At 60.7% G+C, this 23,648-nt stretch carries 15 protein-coding genes and 1 pseudogene; 7 read left to right on the top strand and 9 right to left on the bottom strand.

Annotation, left to right across the window (positions count from 1 at the left end):
* Positions 1–50: 50 nt before the first annotated feature.
* Positions 51–1,970 (bottom strand): extracellular solute-binding protein, encoded by a 1,920-nt coding sequence (locus tag GSQ77_RS10800; protein ID WP_158901850.1) that lies wholly within the window; start codon positions 1,968–1,970, stop codon positions 51–53.
* A 127-nt stretch (positions 1,971–2,097) separates the two neighbouring features.
* Here GSQ77_RS10800 and fabI point away from each other — a divergent pair, with 127 nt between their 5' ends.
* Positions 2,098–2,889, top strand: a complete 792-nt coding sequence (gene fabI / locus GSQ77_RS10795) for an enoyl-ACP reductase FabI (protein ID WP_158901848.1) — start codon at positions 2,098–2,100, stop codon at positions 2,887–2,889.
* A 6-nt stretch (positions 2,890–2,895) separates the two neighbouring features.
* On the opposite strand, the gene GSQ77_RS10790 is transcribed toward fabI, so the two are convergent.
* From GSQ77_RS10790 to GSQ77_RS10755, 8 genes are all read right to left on the bottom strand, one after another.
* Complete coding sequence (locus GSQ77_RS10790) at positions 2,896–3,879, bottom strand: endo alpha-1,4 polygalactosaminidase (RefSeq protein WP_254067551.1); 984 nt, start codon at positions 3,877–3,879, stop codon at positions 2,896–2,898.
* Positions 3,872–5,248: an exopolysaccharide Pel transporter PelG gene (gene pelG, locus GSQ77_RS10785; RefSeq protein WP_158901846.1), complete on the bottom strand. Its 1,377-nt coding sequence runs from the start codon at positions 5,246–5,248 to the stop codon at positions 3,872–3,874. The genes GSQ77_RS10790 and pelG overlap by 8 nt, the downstream gene beginning before the upstream one ends.
* Positions 5,248–6,801, bottom strand: coding sequence for a GT4 family glycosyltransferase PelF (gene pelF, locus GSQ77_RS10780; RefSeq protein ID WP_158901844.1), 1,554 nt, complete (start codon positions 6,799–6,801; stop codon positions 5,248–5,250). The genes pelG and pelF overlap by 1 nt, the downstream gene beginning before the upstream one ends.
* Positions 6,798–7,805 (bottom strand): hypothetical protein, encoded by a 1,008-nt coding sequence (locus GSQ77_RS10775; protein ID WP_158901842.1) that lies wholly within the window; start codon positions 7,803–7,805, stop codon positions 6,798–6,800. The genes pelF and GSQ77_RS10775 overlap by 4 nt, the downstream gene beginning before the upstream one ends.
* On the bottom strand, positions 7,798–9,186 hold the full coding sequence (locus tag GSQ77_RS10770) for a PelD GGDEF domain-containing protein (RefSeq protein WP_254067550.1): 1,389 nt from the start codon (positions 9,184–9,186) through the stop codon (positions 7,798–7,800). Before GSQ77_RS10770 ends, GSQ77_RS10775 begins: the two co-directional genes overlap by 8 nt.
* A 38-nt stretch (positions 9,187–9,224) precedes the next feature.
* Positions 9,225–9,758 (bottom strand): penicillin-binding protein activator LpoB, encoded by a 534-nt coding sequence (locus tag GSQ77_RS10765; RefSeq protein WP_158901840.1) that lies wholly within the window; start codon positions 9,756–9,758, stop codon positions 9,225–9,227.
* 70 nt (positions 9,759–9,828) lie between these two features.
* Positions 9,829–14,094, bottom strand: coding sequence for a tetratricopeptide repeat protein (locus tag GSQ77_RS10760; protein WP_158901838.1), 4,266 nt, complete (start codon positions 14,092–14,094; stop codon positions 9,829–9,831).
* Entirely contained in the window at positions 14,087–16,762 is a 2,676-nt protein-coding gene (locus GSQ77_RS10755) for a sugar ABC transporter (RefSeq protein ID WP_158901836.1), read from the bottom strand. The genes GSQ77_RS10760 and GSQ77_RS10755 overlap by 8 nt, the downstream gene beginning before the upstream one ends.
* 711 nt (positions 16,763–17,473) lie before the next feature.
* Between GSQ77_RS10755 and GSQ77_RS10750 the strand changes: the two genes are divergently transcribed.
* The 6 genes and pseudogenes from GSQ77_RS10750 (at position 17,474) to GSQ77_RS10730 (ending at position 23,626) form a co-directional block, all read left to right on the top strand.
* Positions 17,474–18,262 (top strand): response regulator transcription factor, encoded by a 789-nt coding sequence (locus GSQ77_RS10750; RefSeq protein WP_158901834.1) that lies wholly within the window; start codon positions 17,474–17,476, stop codon positions 18,260–18,262.
* Positions 18,228–20,204, top strand: coding sequence for a sensor histidine kinase (locus tag GSQ77_RS10745; RefSeq protein ID WP_158901832.1), 1,977 nt, complete (start codon positions 18,228–18,230; stop codon positions 20,202–20,204). Before GSQ77_RS10750 ends, GSQ77_RS10745 begins: the two co-directional genes overlap by 35 nt.
* Positions 20,205–20,311: 107 nt before the next feature.
* Positions 20,312–20,923 (top strand): annotated as a pseudogene (locus tag GSQ77_RS29465) (MFS transporter); the annotation flags it as partial.
* 133 nt (positions 20,924–21,056) lie between these two features.
* On the top strand, positions 21,057–21,638 hold the full coding sequence (locus GSQ77_RS29460) for an MFS transporter (protein ID WP_254067549.1): 582 nt from the start codon (positions 21,057–21,059) through the stop codon (positions 21,636–21,638).
* Positions 21,631–22,410 carry an aldolase gene (locus GSQ77_RS10735; protein ID WP_158901830.1) on the top strand — a complete coding sequence of 260 codons (780 nt, stop codon included), beginning with the start codon at positions 21,631–21,633 and terminating at the stop codon, positions 22,408–22,410. The genes GSQ77_RS29460 and GSQ77_RS10735 overlap by 8 nt, the downstream gene beginning before the upstream one ends.
* Before the next feature lie 184 nt (positions 22,411–22,594).
* Positions 22,595–23,626 carry a helix-turn-helix domain-containing protein gene (locus GSQ77_RS10730; protein WP_158901828.1) on the top strand — a complete coding sequence of 344 codons (1,032 nt, stop codon included), beginning with the start codon at positions 22,595–22,597 and terminating at the stop codon, positions 23,624–23,626.
* The last annotated feature ends 22 nt before the right edge of the window (positions 23,627–23,648 follow it).

The raw sequence follows: 23,648 nt of genomic DNA, 5'->3' as shown, positions 1-23,648 counted from the left end.
ACCACATGAGGCCGCAGCACGGGAAACGGCTAGATCCACCCAGCCCTGGTTCAATGTGCAGGCGCATTGTCCCACCAGGTGCGTACGATCCAATCCTCGGCAGTGTAATAGAGCGGCAGCGTAGCCGCGTGAGCCAATGTCTTGCGGTACGCCACGCGATGCGTCGCCGAGTACCATTGCGGCACCACATAATAACCATGCATCAGCACCCGGTCGAGCGCCTGGCTGGCGCTTTCCAGGTCGGCCGGCGTGCGGGCGCGCAATACGTCGAGCGTCAACGCGTCGATCGCGGGAGAATGCAGTCCGATCAAATTGTCCGAGCCGTGGGTGTTCGCCGAAGCACTGCCGAAACGATCCAGCAACTCGTTGCCAGGACTCGGGTCGTCCGGGTAGCGCGCAACGGTGACGTCGAAATCGAAATCGTCCAGGCGTTTCTGGTAGAGCGCGAAATCGGCCGTGCGGAAGTTGACGGTGATACCCAGCTTGGCCAGATTGCGCGTATAGGGCGACACCACGGGACCCATCGCACCGCCCGAATCGTCGAGAATCTCGAACGAGAATGCCTCGCCCTGGGCATTGCGCAAGGCGCCATCACGATACACCCAGCCCGCTTGGGCGAGCAAGTCGCGCGCGCGCCGCAAGTTCTCACGCAGCGACGCAGGGGGATCCGTCATCGGTTGTGTCACCATCGGCCCGAACACGGCCGGGTCGAGCTGCGCCCGCAAGGGATTGAGCAAAGCCAACTCGCCGGCGCTCGGCATGCCGGTGGCTGCCTGCCGGCTATTGGAAAAATAGCTGTCGATACGCCGATATTGGCCGAAAAAAATCTGCCGGTTCATCCACTCGAAATCCATCGCCAGATCGAGCGCCTTGCGCACGCGTAGATCCTGGAACAACGCGCGCCGCTGGTTCAACACGAAACCCTGCATGCCGGCGCCGTTATGATGGACGAACTCGGCCTTGATCAATTCCCCGTCGTTGAACTTGCGGCCGGTATAAAGGCGCGCCCAGTTGCGCGCGACGTATTCCACGACCGCATCGAACTCGCCCGCCTTGAACGCTTCCAGACGCGCCGTGTTGTCGGCATAAAGCTTGTAGGTGACGTGGGCAAAATTGTACGTGCCACGCCGCGTCGGCAGGTTGCGACCCCAGTAGTCGGGATTGAGCCGATACGTAATGTCGCGCCCGCTGTCGTAATGGTCAATCAGATAGGGCCCGCTGCCGATCGGGACCTCGAACGCCAGCTTGTCGAAGGCCACGCGCTGACCGTTCGGCAACATCCCCCATTTCGGCGAAAAGACCGGCACGCTGCCGGCCAGCAACGGCAATTGCGGATTACGGTTTTTGAAATCGAAACGTATGGTTTGCGGGTCGACGATCACGGCCCCCGCGATATCGCCGAAAAATACGCGGAAGGTGGGTGCCGCTTGCGCGCTCATCAGCGTGTCGAACGAATATTTGACGTCAGCCGCCGTGACCGGGTCGCCATTCGTAAAGCGCGCTTGCGTGTTGATATGAAAGGTCACCGAGCGCTGGTCCGGCGCCACGCGGATATCGTCCGCGAGCAAGCCATAGGCGCTTGCCGTTTCCTTATCGCTGCCGGTGGTCAGCGTTTCGAACATTACATCCATGCCGGGTGCGCTGTTGCCGCGCAACGTGAATGGGTTGAATTTGTCGAAGCTGGTCCTGCGGTCCGGGTTAGCCAGCATCAGCGTGCCGCGCTTGGGCGCGTCGGGATTGACGCTGTCGAAGTGCGTGAAGTCCGGCGGGTATTTGGGCGCGCCGTATTGTGCGATGGCATAGGCGGCCTGCGCGGGCTTGGAGGCCAGCCCATCGAGCGCCAGCACAAGAACAAACACGAGCACGAACATGAGTAGCGGCGCGCGCAAAAACGCGCGGAATCGACTCGCACTTGCGACTGCGCTCACGCGACTCGGACAGCTTGAAGTGCGCGGAGCACGAATCGCCATAAGGTTTTCAGAAGGGATCGGATTGCAATGTGAGAGAATTCTACCGAAAATCCCGCGCGCCGGGCTGTGTCAAATAGCGCGGCGGGCAAACGGGCAGCTTTTAAATCAGATCGATATTGGAGAAATCATGGGTTTCCTCGCTGGCAAACGTATTCTGCTAACCGGCCTTCTTTCGAATCGCTCGATCGCCTACGGTATCGCGCAGGCCTGTAAGCGCGAAGGCGCCGAACTTGCCTTTACTTATGTCGGCGAACGTTTCAAGGACCGCATCAATGATTTTGCCAAGGAGTTCGACAGCGAATTGGTGTTCCCTTGCGACGTCGGCGACGATGCGCAGATCGAGGCGCTCTTCACCGACCTCAAGCAACATTGGGATCAGCTTGACGGCATCGTCCATTCGATCGGCTTCGCACCGCGCGAAGCGATCGCCGGCGATTTCCTCGACGGCATGACCCGCGAGAATTTCCGCATTGCCCACGATATCTCCGCATACAGCTTTCCGGCACTGGCCAAAGCCGCGCTGCCGATGCTTTCGTCCAACGCCGCGCTGCTCACGTTGACCTACCTCGGTGCGGAAAAAGCGATTCCGAACTACAACACGATGGGTCTCGCCAAGGCCTCGCTCGAAGCCAGCGTGCGGTATCTGGCCACCTCGCTGGGCGCTCGCGGCATCCGCGTCAACGGCATATCGGCCGGTCCGATCAAGACACTCGCGGCCAGCGGCATCAAGGGCTTCGGCAAGATTCTGGATTTTGTCGCGGATAACGCGCCGTTGCGTCGCAACGTGACGGTCGAGCAGGTCGGCAATACGGCCGCGTTTTTGTTGTCGGACCTGGCGTCCGGCATTACTGCGGAAATTACGCACGTCGACAGCGGATTCAATGCTGTGGTGGGTGGAATGGCGGCAGTTAGCGAATAAACTCTCTCAACTACGGCGGGCCGCCGCAAGATTAAGCGCTTGCAGGCGGCCATCGCCCACATACGCCACGAATCCCAATGAGCGGATACGCTCGACGGTGTCGCGTGCGCCGAGCACGTCTTCAGGCGGACAATAGTCGATAGCAATCACCGGCAGCCCGTACAACGCGCGCGCCTTGCCCGCCTGCTCCAGCAGCCAGTGGCGGTCACCGGGCGGCACGTCGACGTACTCGCGGCGGCGCTCGTTCCAGCCCTTGAACAGCGACTCGAACGCGATCGCATAGATCTCGCCATGCACTGCGGGCAACAATTCGAAGCCACGATTGAGAATCAACCGCGCATCCGCAAACCGCTCGCGAATCGCGCGGATCACTGCCACCAGCCCGGCCTGATTGCGCTCCCGCTGCATGTCGTTGTCGGCGATCAATAGGCAGGAATCCAGCGCGTCGAGAAAAAAGCCGCGATAGCCGCGTTGCCATAACGGTGCAATCACACGTTCGACGAAAAACGCGGGCCAGCCGGGAGCACCCTGATCGACGATGTCGGCCTGCCACGCGCTGTTGCGCCCGATGATCCAGTGCTCGGGAATATCGCCGTGGTAATTGCGCGAGCAATGCACCTCGCCTACGCTGACGTAGGCCAACCAGCGTGCCGCGGTACTCGGCTCGAAAGCATACCCCGGCTCCACAACGGCCAGATCAAACTCCAACAGTTGCGAAGGAAGTTGAGGTTCGGCCGCGCCGTAATAGAACGCGATGCTCCAGGAGGGCGCGGCGGTGGCTACACAATCCGGTGCACGATCACGTGCAACCCTGGGCGCAAGGTCCTGTGCGTGCGCAGGTGCAAGCACCGAGGCACGCGCAGCACCATCCGCAGGACGCAGCCAGGCGTTGATACCGGTCAGCGATCGGGCAACGCGGCCGTGAAGCGAACGACCGGGAAAGCGGCGAATGCCGCGCCCGCCTGCCCCGACTTTTTGGAAATCAGCCACTTTGCAACATATACGTTTCGTACTCGAGCGACTTGAAGCGGCGATCGAGCAGGAACATAGTCAGAAAGATCACCACCATCAACGACACCGCGAAGCCGTAGCCATACGCATTGGGGCCGATCACGAGTGTGATCCAGGTGAACAGACCATTGAGTATCACGAACGTCGCAGTCAGGCTCAGCACGACCAGGCGCCGGTCGAGATAGAAGAACACATTGAGGCCGCCCAGGAACAGCACTTGCAAACTCGCCGAGATCACGTCGATATGCAGCAACGGCAAATAGAGCGTGGAAATTCCCAGCAGACGCAACAACTTGTCGCCGAACGCAAAAATCAGCAGCGTGACCAACGCCTGGATCTTGAGTATCTCGTACAGCCCGGTCCTCACGCTGCGCACCATCATGTCGCGCATCTCGCGGATATGCTTGAGCGTGCCGCCACTACGTACCGCATCGTAATAGGCGTCATAGAATTCGACGAAGTCGGTCTCGATACGCAGCAGGAACACCGCCATGCCCGGGATCACGCACAAGTACGAGATGAAAACCGGCAGATCGTAAATCAGCGAGGCGTGCAGCGGCCCGATGACCTGTTGCCCCGTACCCGGCGCAAACCAGAACATGAACTTGTCCAGCCACACGCCCAGATTGAACAGCACCCCCACGAACATCAAGCTCGGGTACATGAAGCGGCGATCGAACACTTCCCACGCAATGTAGTCATCGGAGCGATAGTTACGATGGATCACACTGGCCAGGCCGGTGAGCAAGATCAAATGCCCGAGCACGAACCCGGCCATCAGCCCATTGAGGCCGTAGCGATTCAGCGAGACGGACAGAATCAAGGTCGCCCCGTAGCCGAGGAAAAAGATCGCGATGATCGACAGATATTGCTTCACGCTGGCGAGGAAAATCACGCCAATCCAGATATTGCTGACGATGACAAAACCGACCAGCATCAGCAAGCGGTAAGGCGTGGGCTGGTCACGAAATGCGGTGAAGGCCAATACGATGCCCAACGCGCCCGTCACCGCCGTGGTGACCAGCGAGACCGCGTTGTAATTGGGCAGCACGCGCTCGGGCTGCTTTTCGAACAAGCGATCCGACATGAAACGCGTGAACGACAATTGCATCGCCCCCGTCACGATCAAGCTCACCGCGATCAGGTAGGTGACCGATATCTGGAACTGCACGATGCGCTCGGGCGATTTCATCACCGGCAGGCTCAGCAAGCCGATCAGCAAGATGGCCACGATCGACAGAATCAGCGGGCCGGCACTGATCAAGCCGGCATAGCCGTAGGCCGTCATCGTGCCCGTCAGGCTATCGCGCCGCAGGATTTTCCGTAGTTCGAAACCAATGCCTGCCATTATTTGACTCCCTCTGCACGGGGTGCGGTGTCGGCTGCGATCAGCTTGGAATACAGCGAGCGGTAGCTCGCGTCCATCAGCGTATCGGTGTAATACCGCTCGACACGCGCAATGCCTGCGCGCTGCGCCGAGTGCCACAGGTCCGATTGGGTCAGCAGCTTGAGCATGGCCGCGGACAGCTTCTCGGGGTTGGCGATCTGTACGACCGCACCGGCCTCGCCCAACGCGCGGTCTTCCGTATCCAGCCCTTCGACCAACTGGCGGCACGAACCGACATCGGTCGTCACGACCGGCACGCCGGCCGCATACGCTTCGAGCACGACCAGCGGCAACGCTTCGCTGATCGAACTGAGTGCGACCAGCCCGACCTTGGGCAGCAGTTCTTCGACTCGGCTGAAGCCGAGAAATTTGAGCGTGTCCTGCATCCCCAAGCTAATGGCCAGATCGCGGCATTCCTGAGCGTACAGCGGGTCTTCCGTTTCCGGTCCGACAATCCATCCCTGGATGGTAGGCAGGCTGCGGCTCGCGACGAAAATCGCGCGGATAAATGTCTTGATGTCCTTGATCGGCACCACACGCCCGATCAGCGCGACGACGGTGGGCACCTCGGCTGGGCGCAGATCGCGCAGCGGCGCGAAGCGCGAGACGTTAATGCCGTTGGGGATATTGCGCGTCTTCTCGGGCGGTGCGCCGTCATCGACCTGGCGCACGCGATTGCCTTCGTACAGCGCGACGATGTCGTGCGCGGCTTCGTAGCAAATGCGTCCCATGGCTTCAAAGAAGCGCACCCACAAATCCTGAAAGTAGCCGACCTGCGAGATGTCTTTCTCGAAGACCCCACGGTTATCGCGTATCCATTGGCTTTGCAACAAATCGATCTTGCGTTCCTTCGTGTAGATGCCGTGCTCCGACACCAGCAACGGCCGGCCGGTGCGGTAATGCAGCAAGGCGCCGAGGAACCCCGCATAGCCGGTCGATGCGGTGTGATACACCTTGGCCGCCGGCATTTGTTCGCAAATACGCGCCAACTGCCACAACGGCTTATGCATGATGCGCACCGTCCAGAAGTAGTCGGTGAAGGACGGGTCCGTGCAAAACCGCTCGTAGTGGTCGGTGATGAAATCCCACGAGCAGCGGCTATGCAAGAATTCCTTCTCGCTGATCTGCGCGCCCTTCGCGAGCATCGGCATCATCTCGCGCATCAACCCGCCGATCGCGCTGGACTTCTTGTTCTGGCGCAAAGCCTCGTGCATTTGCTCGACATGCTCGAAGGCCTTGGGATCCCCGGCGCTGGTCTCGACCATTTCCGATGCGACGAAATCGTAAAGAAAGTGCTCTTCGAAATGCACGACGTTGTCGGGCAGTTCGTACGCTGGCCCCTCATAATCCTCGAGCCGGCTGCCGATGAACACGATCGCGAACGTGTGTTCCGGAAAGGCCCTGATCATTTGATTGATCCAGGACGACACCCCACCCCTCACATAGGGAAAGGTGCCTTCGAGGACCAAGGCGATGTCAGCGGAATCTGCGCGACGATGGAGGCTAGTATTCATTTAGACCAATAACGCATGAGGGGCTGCAGGAGCGGAACCATGGAGCCTTTGCTAAGCGAGCCGAGCAACGGCCCGACGCGACGGTAATCCCGTTTCAGAAAAGCCATTTCGGCCAACCACGGAAGCAGGCGGTCGGTGGGGAAATGCAACTCCTGGGCACGCTTGAAAAATTCCTCGGCGTGCTGCGGTGCGTCGTTCAATGAAGCGCATCGCCCGAGCAGGTAATACATGCTCGCGTTTTCCTGGTTTTGCGCCAGCGCCTGGCGTGCATAGCGTTCGACTTGCCCCAGCGAATAGCGGTACACCTCGCCGCGCACCAGGTTCTGATAAATCAGTTCCCAGTACAGTTCCGCAAGCCGCGCGCAGGCATTGGCCTCGGTTTCCGACTCGGTCGCATTGGCCAACTGCTCGCGCGCCACGAAGATGCGCTGCATGATGGCTTTTTCCGTACCGTCGACAATCCCGTAGGCCAGCAGGCGAATTTCCTCGATCGGATCGGAGAGCAAATCGCGCAGCATGGTTCCCGTGACGTGCGACGGCAAGGACTGCATGGCCACGAGAGCGGCCACGCGATCTTGCGGCGACGAGCGCAGGTTTTCCAACCGGGCTCTCAACCGCGCGCCCGTACCGTGGGTAACACGCGAGATCAAGTAGGTCACGAACTCAGGGTTCTCGACCGAACTCACATCGACGTTGCCCAGCGGGGTCGGGAAAATAACCGCGACGATGGTCACGCAGATGAACAGCACCGATCCGGCTACCGGCAGAAACAGGCAGATCACGAAAATGTGGAAGAATGCCCCGCGCCGCGGCGGCAGATAGTGCCGAGGCAACATCACGGTCACGAACACCCCGCAGAATACAGCGGCCAATGCTTGCCAGAGGAAGAACAGGGCCAGCGGATCGAGCGGCCCTTCCGGGTTCAGCAGTTTGAAAACCGCCACCGCCTGCGTGGCGACTGCCAACACCCCCAAGACCAACAGGATGAGTATTCGCTTAACCATGGTAGCCGCACCGCAGGAGCAGTTTCCTCAGGCTGTCGCCTGGGGCCTTCGCCTCGACCGTGGCACTGTGCACGGCAATGTGCGAGCTAATGAAATCGGTATCGAACTGACTCTTCAAACGGCTTTCGGTACGCGTGAGGTAACCGGTAATACCGTTCTCGTCGGTCACCGGCATCAAGGTGATGGCCACTTGCTGATCTTCGCCGCGTAAGGTCCAGAGAATGTCCAAGGTGCGACGCGTGCGCATCACCTGATCGAACAGCGAGTCGCCATCGGCATCGCGCGGGAACACCAGTGCGACCAGCGACGAATCGATGTCGCTGCTGTGCTTCATGTGTTCGAGGCGCGCCAACTCAAGCGCAAATTCGTACGGGCATTGCGGCACGGTTCTTTGCACCGCGGCGACCATCGTGCGTTGTTCGACGCTGTCGGCGTAATAGTTGAGCAGCACCAGCATTAACTGCAGATTGTCGAAATTCAGCGACAAGAACGACATCCGGCGCACGACCAGCACGCCGGACACGGTGCCCGACGCCGCAACAATAGGCACGCACACCAGATAGGCGCTCTGCCCGGTTTCGTCGATTTCGCGCAGATGCGACAACGAGCCTTTTTCGATGCTGTCGAGCAGCAAGGTGTCATCGGGGTCCAGCGTGAACGCATCGCCGACCCAGGCGACCGCCTTGCGGCCAAAACCTTGCGGTGTCATTGGGAAGATCGACGCGACGTCGATCTGGCAGGTCAACGCCACCAGTTCGAGCATGTCCTGTGCGCTGGGCAACGCCCCTTCGTTAAGCTCGCCTTCCGGCGTGCTCGGCGACAGATCGCGCAAACGCATGATGGCGTCGCGCAACGTAACCGGCCGGGTCAACACATCATGCTCAAGCCGTTCGTGCGAAATGCGCAGCAAATAATGGTTATTCGTGATCGACACCAATCGGTCGTTCAAGTAACTATTGATGCTTTTGACGCGATTCGCACGATTGGTCCAGATATCGCTGAAGTGCCCAGCGATCACCGTCTGGGCCATGCCGCCGACGAAAAACATGATCGGAAACTCGGCACCGTCGACACGTCCGTAAAAGAAGTACCAGGCGCCCCAAATGCACATGCCCCCTAGCACCCCGAGCAGCGCGCCATAGCGCAGCGCGAGCACCGATACGGCCAGCCATATCCAGGGGAAGCCGATCCCCAGCAATAGCGGGTCCGCCGGGTGCAGCAGATAGCACAGCCCGACGACCAGCGCGACGCCGATAATGACTTCAAGAATTGCCAACGGCCGCATGACAGCAGGCGCGAGCACGCGGCCGAAATGTCCCACGTTCCCGAGCGGATCGGAGGTTCTCGCTTGTGGTACCTGCTGCTGCGTAGCGGTTTGCACGGTAAAGCTCCTTACTATGATGCCAATGACGCCAGCAGTTATGCCAATGACGCCAGCAGTTGCTGAATCAGCTTTTGGCCTACACCGGCCAAGCTTGAACGGCTCCAGCCACTGCGGCTACCCGTTGCGGTCCAGACGACCTTGCCCGAATTGACGTCGATTACGAAGAAGGTTACGCCGGCAGCCGGCTCGCCGTCCACGCCCACTTTATAACGCCATTCCTGTACCGAGCCGCCCAGCGCATAATGCGCGCCGGTCTTGCGTGCCCAGTCCAGCGCTTGCGCCTTCACGGCGTTGCTGTTGCCGCCCAGCAGCGCATCGGCTTCGTTCTCGCCGGGATAGATCGCCAACGTAGCGAAGCCCTGCTGCTGCATGATGCTCGCCGCAATGCTCTCGGCGCGCTTGCCCGCTTCAGGCGTTTCGGTGTAGTTGGCAATCGGCAGCAATGCCCAGGTGTCGTTTTTGCTCAACGCCGGCGGATTGCCCGCGTTGATCGTCGAGCAACCGGTCAGCAATACCAGCAGTATTGCCCCGGCCCAGCCGAAAATCTTGTGCCCGCCTAATCTCTTCATGATTTTGCTCCCCGGTTCTCGTTAAATTGTCAGTCAAACTACTTGGTGTTGAAATCAAAAACATTAACCATCAATAGTACAAACGATAGGAAATGCCGATCTGCGTCACAGATGCGCCACTCCCCGCCACCGCTTCATGCGAATAGTAAATTCGGACATGGTCGTTGCCCACGATCGAACCCGCCACGCCGACGCTGACCTGAGGACCCCAGCCCTGATTGCTGTCGTGTATCAGACCAACGTCGAGGTAGGGCCGCCAAGCGCGCGTGTAGTTGGTTTCATAGTCGGTGCCAAACCCGGTCATGATTCCGTATTGGTCGACATTTTCTGGTAGGAAATCCGACGCCAGCGCGGTGTTGCCTGCCGGTAACAACCTGTTCAACGAGGCCACGGCATTATTGCCGGCCGAGAACGTGCCGCGCTCAGCTATCAGGCGGATGTTCCAGTCCGGGTAATCGGTGCGTATCCGGTAGCCGACTTCACCGGTCATGATCAGGCCTTGCCCAAGATAGCTGCGGTCTTGCGCGTGGTAGCGGTCGCCCTCAAGGCTAGCCTGCGCGAAGATGCGTGTGTCGGTGTTCCACTGCGCACCGAGCAACAACATGTCCTTGGTCGCGGCAACCTGCATTTCCGGAGAGATGTCGGTAAATTGATTCACGCCCAAGGTGAAGTTGGTCGTGAACGCGCCGTTGCGGTTGAACTCGCCATGCACGTTCGCCGTGTAGAACGAACTCAATTCGTCACGATGCCCCACCGTCAAGGTCAAATCGCGATCGATATTCACGTTGCGCAGCGTCACGTCGAAGATCCGATCGTGTGCGGGTATCCAGGCCAGCGTACTCGTATCGGTCGAGCGCTGATTGCGCTGCAGCGCGTCGACGATCAAGTCCAGGCCGTTGGTCAGCACCACGCCGCCGGTCACCGAGCTTTCGATGTACTCAATCGGGCTCTCGCGCACGGCGATCACATCGCCGCCCACGCTCACGCGATCGCGCATCAGTGTCTCTGTCATCGCCAGATGGGCATCATCGCTCTCGGGCGCATTCTGGCCCGCCTTGAACGCGGTCGACTCGGCAGCGGGCGTGCGGCCGATCAGGTCGAGCGCGTCGACACGACTGTCGATCGGTACACGGCCTGCACGACTATCCAATATGCGAGCGAGCGCGGGCGCATCGTTCTCGGCCAAGGCCAGCGTCACTTCGGAATCGGCCGGGCGCAACAGGCGATTGGCATATTGCTGACCGAGCCACGCACGCGCCAGATCGTTGTGCTCCCCGCTCACCGCCCAGGCCAACGTGACATCCTTGGCGGTTGCACTGATCAGGCGTTTTTGCGCCGGTGACGGTGCTGCGGCAGTGGCTTTGGACGGCGCCGTCTTCTGGCCCGGTTTGCCGGCGGAACCGCTTGCAGCATTACCTGCTGCTGCGCCTGCAGCGGTGACCGGGATGACGTTGGTATCGTCGGGCAAACCGGCGATCGTGCCACCCAATAACGACTGGGCGACGGCTGGGCTATTGGCGTCGCGACGATCTGCCTCGAGCATCGCAATCAGCATATCGCGCGAGCGATCGCCATTGGCGAACGTTTGGCTTAGGGCCACACGAGCCGCGCGCGCTTCCGCCGCTGCGTCGGGCGTCGTGCCGGTCGCAACCGTCAGTCGTTGCGCAGAGGTCGAACGGCGTGCCGAACGCGGCGTCGAACCCGGCTTGTTGCCGGCCGCGGCAGTCTGCAGATCGCGCCATACCGAGCGGCGAACGCGCCAGGCTTCGTCGGGATGACCGGCCTGTTCCAGTGCATCGGCCAGCGATAACATCCACAAGGGATCGTCGTCGGACAGCGCCGCCTGATCGTGCAGATACTTCAGCGCGACGACGGGATTGTCCAGACGCAGCTCGGCCGCGCCGAACGCGCCCCAGTAGGCCGCGTTGTTCTTCGCGGTATCTTGCCAACGGCGCACCGCGGCGTTCAACTCGTCGTCGTTGCCGAAATCGACCAGCGCCCACAAATAGGTCACACGCGTCTCGTCCGTCGCACCCGGCAATTGCGCCGCGATGCGCAAATCGGCGAGCGAAGCATCCCAGCGTTCGATCTGACGATAGTATTCGGCGCGGTCTGCCAGCAGCGTGCTCGAATGCTCGAACATCGCGCGCTGCTCAGGCGTCAATCCCGCAAGCAGGCTTTCGATGCGCGGCCATGCGCGAGCGACCGTGTAGAAGTACATCGCCGATTGCAAAGCGGTCTCGGAGCCATCCTTGCGAAATTGCAATTCGGCAACCCGACCAGCATCGATCGGATAGCCTTCATAGAAATTCGTCATCTCGGTCAGGTCGACCGCGTTCGATTCCCCCGTTGCCAGCAAGTGCTTATAGGCATAGTTGGTGTCGTCCTGCTGCTCCGACAGACGCGAGAGTTCGGCATAAGTCTGCCAATACGGGGCGTCTTCCTTGCGCGTGCCGACCTTGTCGCGCACCTGGCGCAGCGCCAAGAGCGCCCGCTGCATATGCCCTTTCTGGAACTCGATGGTGGCGATCAGCATCGCGTACTGCGAGCTCGGACCGAATTCGGCCTGCAGCGTACGGTAAGTGCGCAACGCGTCATCGTCGTCGCCGCGGCGCTCGGCCACTTGCGCATAGCGTTCCAGCAGCGGCCGGCGCAGTGTGCCCGTCGCATGGCTTTTCAGGTAGCTCAGGCTTTCCTGCGGCTGACCCAGGCGCTCGTAGGTATCGACCACTTGATCCTGCAGGCCCAGGTTACCGGGCGACTGCTGCGCGGCATGCATCAAGGCCGCCAGGTAGGCCTGGTCGTCGTTGAGCTGCGGTGCCAGCTTGAGCACATTGTTCCAGGCTTCGTCATTACCCGACGCTAGTGCATACTCCTTCCAGTACTTCAGCGCGACCACCGGATGATTATTCCACTGGGCCACCTGTGCGAGTCGCCGGGTCCACACCAAGGGATCGAGGTGGCGAGCCAATGCCTGCTGGGCGAGTTGTTCGGCGTCGTCAAGGCGATTGCTCTCGACGAACGCCTTGTAGGCGAGGTCGTAATCGTTGCCCGTGACCGCTGCTTTGTTGGTGCTTGCTGTAGCGCTTCCCGCTGTGGTTGCTGCGGGCGCTGCGGTGGCTGCTGCTGCGGTGGTTCCTGCCGGTGCCGCAGTGCTTACTGCTGCTGCAGTTCCTGCGGGTGCTGCGGTGGTTCCTGCCGTGGTGGCGGCTACTTTGGTTGCCGCAGTGGTCCCCGCGGCGGGCACCGTCGTGGTCCCTGCTGTGGTCCCGGTCGTGGCCGCTACCGTGGTGCCAGCCGTCGTCCCCACTGCGGTGGTCGCTGTCGTGGCCGCAACCCGATAAAACCGTGCGCCGCCCAACTGCCGCAAACGCTGCAAGCCTGCGAACCCGTCGAGATAGACCGGCGACTGCCGCCCTTGCTGCAGCAATTGCAAGCCATGGTTCTCGCCCGGCTCGAACGCCGCCAACTGCGGGCCTGCCGCATTATCGATACTCGACAGTTTTGCCAATGCACGCGCGTAACTGACCATCAGGTCGGTCCGGCCGGCCTGCCGCGCCAGATCGAGCAAGTAGCGCAGGGTCTGCTGATCCTGCGCCAGGGAGCCTGCATGCTTGACCCCCTCGTCGCAAGCGAGCCCCACCTCATTACCCGATTCGAGCACCTTGAGGGCCGTGATGAAATAGCGACGCTTGTCGTCCACCGTCTGGGCCGCATCCTGCGCCGCGAAATACGCATTGGCCGCATCGACGTAAGATTGCTGGGCGAAGGCCGCGGCACCCAATTTTTCCTGCCATGCCGAAGCATTCTCGGTATCGGCTGAAGCTAACTGGCGGTAATAGAACAGCATCACCGCGGTGGCGCCCGCCGCTTCCGATTTTTGTGCCAACGCGCGCATGATGGGCACGTCCCACTTGTCATGCGTGGTCCTCGCCAGCAAGCCGATGTAGCGGACCATCAGTTCGGGCCGCCGTGGATCGTCGATCTTGACTTCGTAAGCTTGTTGTTCAGACGCCGCCAACTCGAGCAGCACGCCGCGGCGATGCGTCTCGTCGTCGCCCATCACCTCGAGTCGCTGAGCCACACGTTCCGCTGCGTCCCACTTACCCAGGCCCAGATACTGAGTGCCGAGCAAGCCCAGGTATTCCGGGGAATTGGGGCTTACGCGCAGCCAGGCCTCCAGATACGCCACCGAGAGTTCGCTCGGCGGCAAGGACGCAAGGTGACGTGCCTGCACGCTGTCGCGCGGATAAGCGGCCGCGAGCGCCAGTGCAATGCCGACGCCGATGGCGCCGGTCAACCATATGGGACTGATACGCACTCGGTCGTTATTCACAGTCCACCTTGATCGAATGATAAGTAACCTGTTGTGCGGCCTCGCCTGCTACGTCGATGCGCAACGTCCCTGCTTGGGCGGCTCCCGTCCTGGCTTTCCCGTCGACCTGCACGCGACAACTTCCGGCGTCGGCGAACCGTACGAACGGCTTGTAATAACCGCCGAAGTCGAATTGCATGCTGCGGCCGTCGCGTTGGAAGTGACGCACGAATCCGGCGGCTTCGGCGATGTACGGTACTTTCGCGCTAGGCTGCGACGTGATCGAGAAGCTCGCCTGATCGTCGGCCATATGTATGTACAGTCCACCGGGACCGGGCAGATAACCGGTGACACCGCTGGACGTGCTCAGATCGGGCACGCCCTGATTGGCCGGCCAGCGCAATTCCCGCAGGTTCGCGCCTGAGCGCACCAGCCAACGCGTGCCGCCAGGCATGACTTCGCGCGCCACCGACACGCGGCGCCAATCGAGCACGCGCCGGATGTACTCGGTCGTATAGATCGGAAACACGTTCTGTTTGAGCACGCTTTCGTACACGCCGCGCAGTGCTTGCAGCGACGCGAGTTTGCTGCCGGAATAAAAGTGATAGTAAATATTGAGTGCCTTGAACCGGATCGGCTGATCGGTCATGGCGAAGGTTTCGAGCACGCGCGAGAAACCGTAGAACGGCCCGGTCCAGTCGTTCGTGTAGACGTTCTCGTCCATCACAGCCGCATACACCTGATACTCGTTCGCGTTCTTGCCCTTGGCCACGCCGTACGGCGCGATATTGGTCCAGCTATTGTTGGTCTTGGTAATGGTGGTGTCGCCGCCATTGATACTGAGCACACCGGCGGCATTCGCCATGCGCAGCGCGATAGCAGGCGCTTGCGCGTCGCCCGGCCACTGCAGCACGACCACATGCTTGCCCGGAGGCGCCAAACGCTTGTTGATGTAATCGATGGAACCCTGGATTTCCCGGTTCAGATCGAATTTATAGTTGGGGATATCGAGCGAAAACGCGTCGTCACCGCCCCAGTCCGGATTGACCTTGCCTTCGATGCGCTTGCCGGTAACCCCATTGATCTGCTCCATGTTGAACGGATGCGAATAGGTGTGCGTACCGATCTCGACGTTGGGCAAAGCAAACATCTTGCGCGCGATTTCTTCCAGCCGCGGCGAAAGCTTCGGGTACATGCCCTGCGGCCCCACTTCGCCTTCAATGACCGACAAGGTCTGGGGAATCGGGAATTTGCTGAAGATCTGGTCGTACAAGGCCTCACCGTCGTATTCCGGGCCAGGAAACTCGGTACGCGAAGCAAACCCGTCGCCATCGACGTGCACGAACATCAGGCGACGCCCGTTTTCGCTGGTCACATCGGGCACCGGCATATCAGGCAGCGCGAGCGCCTGCTTGAGGAAATCGATAGGCTGGATCGCCCAGCGCTCCTGCCCGATCGCGACCAGACTCGCCACGCCATAAGGGCTCAAGGTGAAACCACCCCAAGGCGTCATGCCGGCCATATCGTAGGTGTAGTCGCCCACCTTCATGCGCAGCAGCGATTTGCTCGAAGCGCCCACGCGGATGCCCAGCGCATCGCGAATATCGGCCGGCGGCATGATTTCGAAACCCATCATCGGCGATTTGCTGACAATCTGCGGCACGGCGTTCAGCGGTGCGTCGCCAGGCACGATGTCCAGATCCAGCGCTTTTGCCGTCGCCTGATCGATGTCGAAACCGAATTGATCGATCACCGCCACGCGCATGCCTTCGTGTATGCGCGCGAGCAACCAGCGGCGCCAGACACCGCCGTTGTTCACCGTACTGTCGATCGAGACCACGATGCCGGCGTATTGATCGTTGTAGATGCCCTCGGGCAACGACTTGTTCACATCGACATAGTCGACGTCGTAACCCATATAGTTAAGCGGCGTCGCGATATCGCGCGCACCGGTCGTCAGATCGATCGGCTCGCCCTCGGTCGGGGTCTGCACCATCAGCACCTTGCGCGGCATCGATTCGATACGGCCGACACCGACAGTCGTCAAGGTCGGGTCCGTGACGAACGGCGTGACGCCGGCCAGCACCAAGCGGTGAGCCGTGTCGCGACGGCAGGCCAGATCGGTGCGCGCGCAATAGTCGATAGCCACCACCGGCAACGGCGCCAGCGCCCGGATACGCTGCAGCACGTCGGCGCGCGCGCCCTCGGTCACGGCGTCCAACGCGGTCGTGTGGGTGTCGTATTTTTGATAGAGCGCATCGACTGCGAGCGCGTACAGATCGCCCGGCATCTGCGCGGCCAAAGCCAAATGATTACGCAGCATCACTTGCGCTTGCGGATATTTGGCATGAATCGCACGCACTGCGGCAGCCAGCCACGCGTCGGATTGGGCGCTGTTGCCCGCATCGGCACTCAGATCGGCGCCATCGTCAAGCAGGAAGCCGCGATACCCTTTGTTCCACAACGGGTCGACCGCCTGGCTAACGAACCCGGCGGGATCGGCCGCAGCCGAGCTCGCAAGGCCATTCACCTGCAAATGAGCAAACCAGGACGTATGCGGCGCCAGATTGGCGGCCGGCATTTCTGCCTGGGTAGGATCGATGACCACCACGTCGAACGCTTGCAATTGTCCGATCGGCAAGTCATGCCCGTAGAAAAATGCGATATTCGGCGCGGCCGTCGCTGGCATAGGAACAGGAACAGCCGCGATGGCATTCCGGCTATGCGACCCCGACAGGGTGAGCAGCCCGATTAGCAACGCAAAGACGCAAGCTCCCAGGCACCGGCGCAACATCCCGCCCCGGTTCCGCTCAAAAAAGCGGCCTGTAGTTCCCGTGTTTGGTCCAATCAACTTTCTTGTCTTTTCCCGCATTTATTATTGTGGGTACCTATATACAAGAAATACCTACGCCCGTCCGCCCCTGATACTTATAGAACGAGCTCCCCTTTTGTTCTGAAATATTCTGTAACTTACCCAGACCTTTACATTTTTCTTTGCAAATTGGTATTTATTTTGTGTTGATGTTCTGTTAGTGATTTAAATCCAACACTGTCGTGTCAGCGTCATGCACCCGGCTTAGCCGGTGGCTCGATCGAAAATCGAGATGCCTTTTGGGCGAGGGCCGTGGCGGCCGACAAGTGAGCCTATACCGCGAGTGCTTGATCTGCTGCGGTGCAGTACGCACTGTGCCGTGCGTTATTTGCCGAAGAAACGCGCAGCGAAGCGCTAATGAAGCACCTTCACGCTGCCGACATTAATCACGCTCAACATGCTGACGGTAAAATTTAGATTCGTCTGTCGCTAGAAATAGGTACAAAATGTCTCGGCCAGCGAGTGCATAATGCCGCGGCTCCCAACAAAACCCAGGCGCGACAAGGCGCTCGCTGCACGCACAATCCTATGCCTATGCTAAGAGATGCAGACAATCCGCAGATTAAAGTTGCTCTCGTGGAGGACGATCTTCGTTTCAAAAGCGCCGTTGTCGGGGCGATCCAGGCCAGCGCTACGATGAAGCTGGTGGAAGTGGCCAGCACGCAAGCTCAGGGGCTGCTGATGCTGGAGCGCCCGGCGGCCGATGTTTTGCTGGTCGATCTGGGCCTACCCGATGGCTCGGGAATAGACATCATCCGCGCCGCCTCCGTCAAATGGCCCGATTGCGGCGTGCTGGTCACCACGATATTTGCCGATGAAACCCATGTGCTCCAAGCCATCGAGGCCGGCGCATCAGGGTATTTACTAAAAGACAGTACACCTACGAACATGCTGGACGATATCCGCAGCGTGAGCGAGGGCGGCAGCCCCATCAGCCCATCGATCGCGCGGCAGATCCTCAAGCATTTTCGTCAGGCGTATTCCTCGACGCCGTCCACCTACGCCACGCAGCCCGCGCCGCAAAATACTTCGGATTCCACGTCGAATTCCGCTTCGATTGCATCAGGTGCCCAGGATCCCCCTCCCCCCAGATCCCGATTCAACGGGCCTGCCGAGACCACGCTGCTGTCGGCACGCGAAACCGAAGTGCTGGAGCTGGTCACCAAGGGTTTTACGGCCAATGAAATTTCCGAGATGATGCAAGTCTCTCGACACACCGTACTGACCTTCGTGCGACGCATCTATACCAAGCTCAAAGTAACCTCCAAAGCTGAAGCCATCTATGAAGCGCGAAATCGGGGACTTTTGGTGGATTAGCATCAGGCTGTTGATTGGCTGTGTTCTAGCAGGAGGCTTGGGCGCATCGATAGGTCCGGCGCTGGCTCAGCAAAATCAGTTGGCGCATGGCAATCAGGTCATCCATGTGACTTCGGCTGAAATGATGACGAACACAATGGGGCCGGCCAGTTCATCCGTCGACGAAGCGTCGCTATCCGGGCCGTGGACACGGGTGAGCCTGCCGCACTCGAGCCCGCGGCGACTGGTGCCGCGCCGCGCAGCGCCGCCCGGCACGGACGCGGGCGCGCCCAAAATAACGACGTGGTACCGCGTGCGCACGGACGCCCTACAGGCCCATCCCGATCCCGATGCCGATACCAAGAGCCTGTACATCGTGCGCTGGCAAGGCGCAGGCGAACTTGCGGTGTATGCGGATTCGCGGCTCGTGTATCACCGCGCATTCAGCCCCGGCTTGGACATGTTCCCGCGTCAATCGCTACTGATACCGCTGACTCAAACGACGGACGCGCGGCCGCCCAGCGTCATCCTGATTCGGATGGACGGCGAATCCGCAAGCCGCGGCGCGCTTTCTTCGCTCTACGTGGGCGATAGCACCGTATTGGCCTCGCAATACTCGGCTCGCGAGTCAATCGAGCACGAGCTCCCCTACCTGAGCAGCGCGGCGTTTCTGGCGGTCGGTTTCTTTTCGTTTGCGGTGTGGATATTGCGCCGACGCGAGCCTTTGTACTTCCTGTTTTTTGCGATCGCCGTGCTCAATGCGGTGCGTCGCTGGCATTTTTATCCGGGGCTGGAACGCTTGAGCGTATCGGACCAGTGGTTGGGGTGGATATCGCTGAACGCGCTGGCATGGCAAATCCTCGCGTTTCATCTAGTGTTCGTTCAATTGCACAAACGCAAGCACCCCTGGGTGACGCGCGGGTTCGTCGCACTGGCGGTGGCGTCGACCTCGCTGACGCTGCCCTTTTTCGCCGGCTTGCACGGCGAGTTGTGGGTACGCCCGCTGGCCTATCTGGCCATGATGGCGGCAGTGATCGTGCTGGCTGCGGTAGGCCTGTGGGATGCCCGCGCTACCCGCTCGAGCAATGGCTTGCTGCTCGCATTGTGGGCCACGATTTCGCTGCTGTTCGGCGTGTACGACTGGCTGATCGCCGCTCACCGCATCGACTTCGAGCGCTATTATTTGACGCCTTACGCGGGCGTAGGCCTGTTCTTCGTTCTGGTATTCGTTATGCTGCGGCGCTACACCAGCGCCATAGGTCAGGTCGAGGCGCTCAGCGGCCTTGAGTATCGCGTGGTCGCGCGCGAAACCTGGCTGGCCGACAGTTACCGGCGCCTCGGTGAAATGGAACAGCGGCAAGCGATCAACCTGGAGCGCCAGCGCTTGATGCGCGACATGCACGACGGCCTGGGCTCGTCGCTGATGAGCGCGCTATGGGCGGTCGAGCGCGGCCAGTTCGACGAAGCGGAGATCGCCGAAATCCTCAAGGGATGCATAGACGACCTGAAACTGACGATTGATTCCATGGAACCGGTGGAGGCAAATTTGCTGTTGCTGCTGGCGAAGCTGCGCTACCGCCTGGCGAGCCGTTTCGAGAGATCGGGCATCACACTGTGTTGGGAAGTGGAGGACGTGCCGGCACTCGATTGGCTCGACCCCGCGGCCGCGTTGCATATCCTGCGCATCCTGCAGGAAGCCTTTACCAATATCATCAAGCACACCCGCGCCAACGAGATCCACGTGGTGACCGGGACGGACAAGAACGGCGTGGTGGTGGTGGTGAGCGATAACGGCCGCGGTTTTTCGGTCGAACGCGCCTTGGGCGGCGAAGGCCGTGGCCTGAAGAATCAGCGGCGCCGTGCAGAAGCCATAGGCGCAACCATCGATTGGGACTCGAACGCCGGCGGCTCGCGGTTGATCCTGTGGCTGCCGCTGCGGGCGGCGCAAACCAGCGTCGGCTAGTGGCTCGGCGGTTCGCTTTTGGGTAGTTCGCTTTACGACAAGTCGCCGGTTCACGCAGGTCCAAACCCAAGTATTTTGTAAAAGCTAAGCTTAGGCACCCTAACCTGATGCATCGAGGTGTGCCCATGTCAAAAGATGCGCGTTCCCGCTGGCCCTATGTCTTCATGTCCGCGTTTCTCGGCACGGCGATCGAGCAATACGATTTTCTGCTGTACGGCACGGCTTCGGCGCTGGTATTCAGCAAAATCTTCTTTCCAAATCTCGATCCGCTTGCAGGCACCATCGCGTCGCTGGGAACCTATGCGGCGGGGTATTTTGCGCGCGGCGCAGGTGCGCTGATTTGCGGCCACTTCGGCGACCGCATCGGCCGCAAGACCTTATTACTGGTCACGCTCATGGTCATGGGCGTGGCCTCCACGCTGGTGGGTCTGCTGCCAACCTACGCCATGATCGGCATTTGGGCACCGGTGCTGCTCACGACCTTGCGCGTGTTTCAGGGCTTCGCGATCGGCGGCGAACAAAGCGGTGCGATCGTGCTCGGCTTCGAAAGCGCCCCCGCGCGCAGCCGGGGGCTCTACGGTAGTTGGAGCAACTCAGGCAGCTATGGCGGCGCCATCCTCTCGACAGGCGCCCTGCTCCTGACTTCGTTGCTGCCGGAACCCGACTTCTTGTCCTGGGGATGGCGCGTGCCATTTTTGTTTAGTGCGGTGCTGGTCGTGATCGGTCTGCTGGCGCGAGCGCGCCTGCCGGAAACACGCGAATTCGAACAATTGAAAAACAGCTCATGCGATCGCGCGCTTTCCGCTGCGCGACCTGTTGCGCACTCAGCGGCGCCAAATTGCCATTGTCTTTATGGCACGCCTGGGCGAAATCACCTGGTCGATTTTCGTGTTGTTGTTCACGGTCGCCTATGTCACCGTGCAACTGAAGATACCGAAGCCCGTGATCCTGGGCGCGGTCATGGCCGGCGCTACGGTGGCCGTGTTCACGGTGCCGATGTTCGCCGCGCTGTCGGATCGAATCGGCCGAAAACCGTTGTATTTGCTGGGCTTGATCGCCTGTGCGCTGTACGTCTGGCCTTACTTCGGCTTACTCAATACGCGCAGTCCCGCGATGATCACGCTCGCCGTGGTCATTGCGCTGGGCGTGGTGCATCCGCTGATGTACGGTCCACAAGGCGGATTTTTCGCCGACATGTTCGATACGCGCGTGCGCTTTTCCGGCGTTGCCATCGGTGCCATCGGCGCGATCGTCGGCGGCGGCATGAGCCCGGTGATCTGCTCGGCGCTGCTGGCCTCGCACGGCGGCGATCCGACGGCGGTCGCGATCTATGTGGCTGTCAGCGCATTGATCGGGGCGTGCTTCGTGGCGCTCGCGCCGTCTCTTGCGATGCAGCCCTTGCAAACCCCATTTTTGGAGACCCATCATGAATGAAACCCTGGCCGTTGACAAAGACGCGCTGACCCGCAGCATCGCCGCACAAATGGATCAGAAGCTCGAATTGGGCAACTGGGATGAGCGCCAGAAACTGGCCCTCGCCTGCCGCATGCTGGCCCGCGAAGGTCACTCGGAGACACTCGCCGGACAAATCACCGTGCGCCAGCCGGACGGTACATTCCTGAGCACGCCAATGGCTTACGGCTTCGACGAGATCAGCCGCAGCAACGTGATACGCATCGACGACTCGATGCGCGTACTCGAAGGGCCAGGCATGGCAAATCCGGCGATCCGCTTCCACTTGTGGATTTATCGACGCCGGCCGGACGTGAACTGCATCGTGCATACGCATCCGCCGTATGTGAATGCGCTGTCGATGACGGGCACGCCGCTGCAGGTGGCGCATATGGACGCAACGCCATTTTTCGACGACTGCGCATTCTTGCGCGAATGGCCGGGTCTGCCGATCGCCGACAACGAGGGCGAGGTCATCTCCGCGGCATTGGGAGCCAAGCGCACGATTTTGCTGGCGAACCACGGATTTCTGGCCGCGACCCCATCGCTTGAAGAGTCCGCTTATCTTGCCGTGCTGATCGAGCGCGCCGCACGCAGTCAGATCCTGGCCAGTTCGCTGGCGCCGCTCACGCCCATCGACCCGGCGCTGGCGCGCGAGTCGCATGATTTCCTGCTGCTGCCCAGCGTCGTGAAGGCGAGTTTCGCGCTGTTCGGCCGGCGCGTGATCAAACACGAGCCGGACGTCCTCGTGTAGCGCCAGCGGGTGCACTTGGCTCTAGCAGGTAACGCAATACAAGCGTTCACCGCGAAACGACGCGGCGCAGATTCCTCTAGGCAATCGGCCAACCCGGGAGAATAATACTTCGCATAATCACGATTCGTATCGACAGACAGGCCCCCCACATTCGTGCGTGGTCGCTTAACGCGGGAGCTTCCCCATGCGTCACATCGCGAGCCTTGACCTGCCCTACGCCCCTACGCTGAAGGAAATTACCGCGCACGGCCCGGGCGAATGGCAAAGTTCGCTGGACGGCATCGTGATGCCCGGCGACGTGTCGCTCGCCACGGGCGGTACAGCGGGCCAGCTCCAGGCGTGCCGCCTCACGGGCGGCGGCGTACTGGCCACGGTAAGGCTTTCGCATCAGGAGGTGCGGCATGACAGCGCCCACCTGCGCGAATTGGTCGGCGATGACGTCGTCGTGCTGATCGCCCTGGACGGCTGCGGCAGCGTCACGCAAGATGGCCGGCGCATGGCGTTCGGCAAAGGCGATATTACGTTTCGACGCGCCCGCGTACCATCGAGCGCGATCATCGAGGAACCGGCTACGCTGTTGATGGTGCGCTTACCGATTGCACGTTTGTTCGGCCATGCGGTGGCCCACTATGCGCGGTTCGAACCGCGCCGCGCGCAAGCCGATTCGGGCATCGTGAAAACGGTGCATCGGTTTATCGAAGCCGCGCTGCCGGGCTTTGCGCGCATGACCATGGACACCGTGGCCATGGCGGAACAATCGCTGGTCGCATTGCTTTCGACCGCCTACCTGGAAGCCGCGGGCAGCGCGCAAACCGGTGCACCTAATGCATCGAATGCATCGAGCGCATCGAGCGCATCGGCCACCTCCTGCAACCCGCTGCGCTGGTCCCAGTTGAGCGCCTACATCGCGGCAAATATTCACGATCCCGAACTCGACGTCGACGCCTGTGCCTGCGCGCTGGGTGTTTCGAAACGCTACATCCACAAAATGTTCGAAGCCCGCGCGCTGCAATATGGCCATTTCATCTTGCAGCACCGGCTCGCGCGCGCTCGCGACGATCTGGAAAATCCGCTCTGGGCGACGCTGACCATCGCTGAGATTGCCTACCAGAATGGCTTCAACGACTCGGCACACTTCAGCAGAAGTTTTCGCGCCAGTTATGGAACGTCCCCCAGCGAGTTCCGCAAAAGCACGCTGATCAGCATTCGCTCGTAGGCTTTGCCTGCGCGCGCATCTG

The sequence above is a fragment of the Burkholderia sp. L27(2015) genome, assembly GCF_009765705.1.
GTDB lineage: Bacteria > Pseudomonadota > Gammaproteobacteria > Burkholderiales > Burkholderiaceae > LMUX01.
The sequence above is the reverse complement of the archived record's forward strand: the minus strand, read 5'-3'. Positions and strand labels throughout refer to the sequence as shown.